The following is a 688-nucleotide window of genomic DNA, read 5'->3' as shown; positions in this document are numbered from 1 at the left end:
TGGCGAATTTAACCACTATATGGCACCGCTTATCGACAAACTGATTGCTAACGCCGAACTCGGTTCTGCCAACCAACTGCCGAAACGCACGCTTGAACAAGTGTTAGGTAAAACCACCACACAACGCGGTTATCACTTAACCAAACGTTAATTTTCACCACCGCCTTACCTTACTTTTTAGTGAGGCGGTTTCTTGCACCCTAAATTCAGTAATTTGATTAAAAAGGAAACAGAGATGAAACAGCGTGGTTATGAAACACTGGTGGCAGATTACGTTAAATCAAAATTAGGTGAGAACATCACCACAAGTCAGATTGCAACGCAATATGGTGAGGTTAGCCTTTATCACAACAATAAACTGTATATCGCAGTGTTTGATAATCCAACCACCCTACAGATAGACGACATTAATCGCCAACTCTTCGCAGTACATTTCACGCATGAGCTAATTTATCGAACGGGACGAAAACTACTGACCTTTGAAACCCAACGCTTACTAAAACCGGAAGTAAGTTATTTACTCAGACATCTAAAACAGATGGAGAAGAAAAATGCCAATTTATCGCGTACATAGCAGTGCTTACCACGATGGCTCAACTAAAGGATTTCGCCACGACATTAAACATAAACGGCACGACTGTTTTCGTGGTGATGTGAGGATATTTCAAATCATTGATGGATATCCACA

Annotated in this window: 1 protein-coding gene; it reads left to right on the top strand. The window is 41.1% G+C overall.

Annotated features, from left to right (window positions below):
* Window positions 1-235 precede the first annotated feature (235 nt).
* Entirely contained in the window at window positions 236-574 is a 339-nt protein-coding gene (locus tag ABZ720_RS17420) for a hypothetical protein (protein WP_046099058.1), read from the top strand.
* Window positions 575-688 lie beyond the last annotated feature (114 nt).

Origin of the sequence: Aquibaculum sediminis (genome assembly GCF_040712085.1) — a bacterium.
Taxonomy (GTDB): Bacteria; Pseudomonadota; Alphaproteobacteria; order Kiloniellales; family DSM-21159; genus Aquibaculum; species Aquibaculum sediminis.
The sequence above is the reverse complement of the archived record's forward strand: the minus strand, read 5'-3'. Positions and strand labels throughout refer to the sequence as shown.

Bases quoted from the DNA above. Each gene is read 5' to 3' on its own strand.
- ABZ720_RS17420 (WP_046099058.1), top strand. From the start codon at position 236: ATGAAACAGCGTGGTTATGAAACACTGGTGGCAGATTACGTTAAATCA.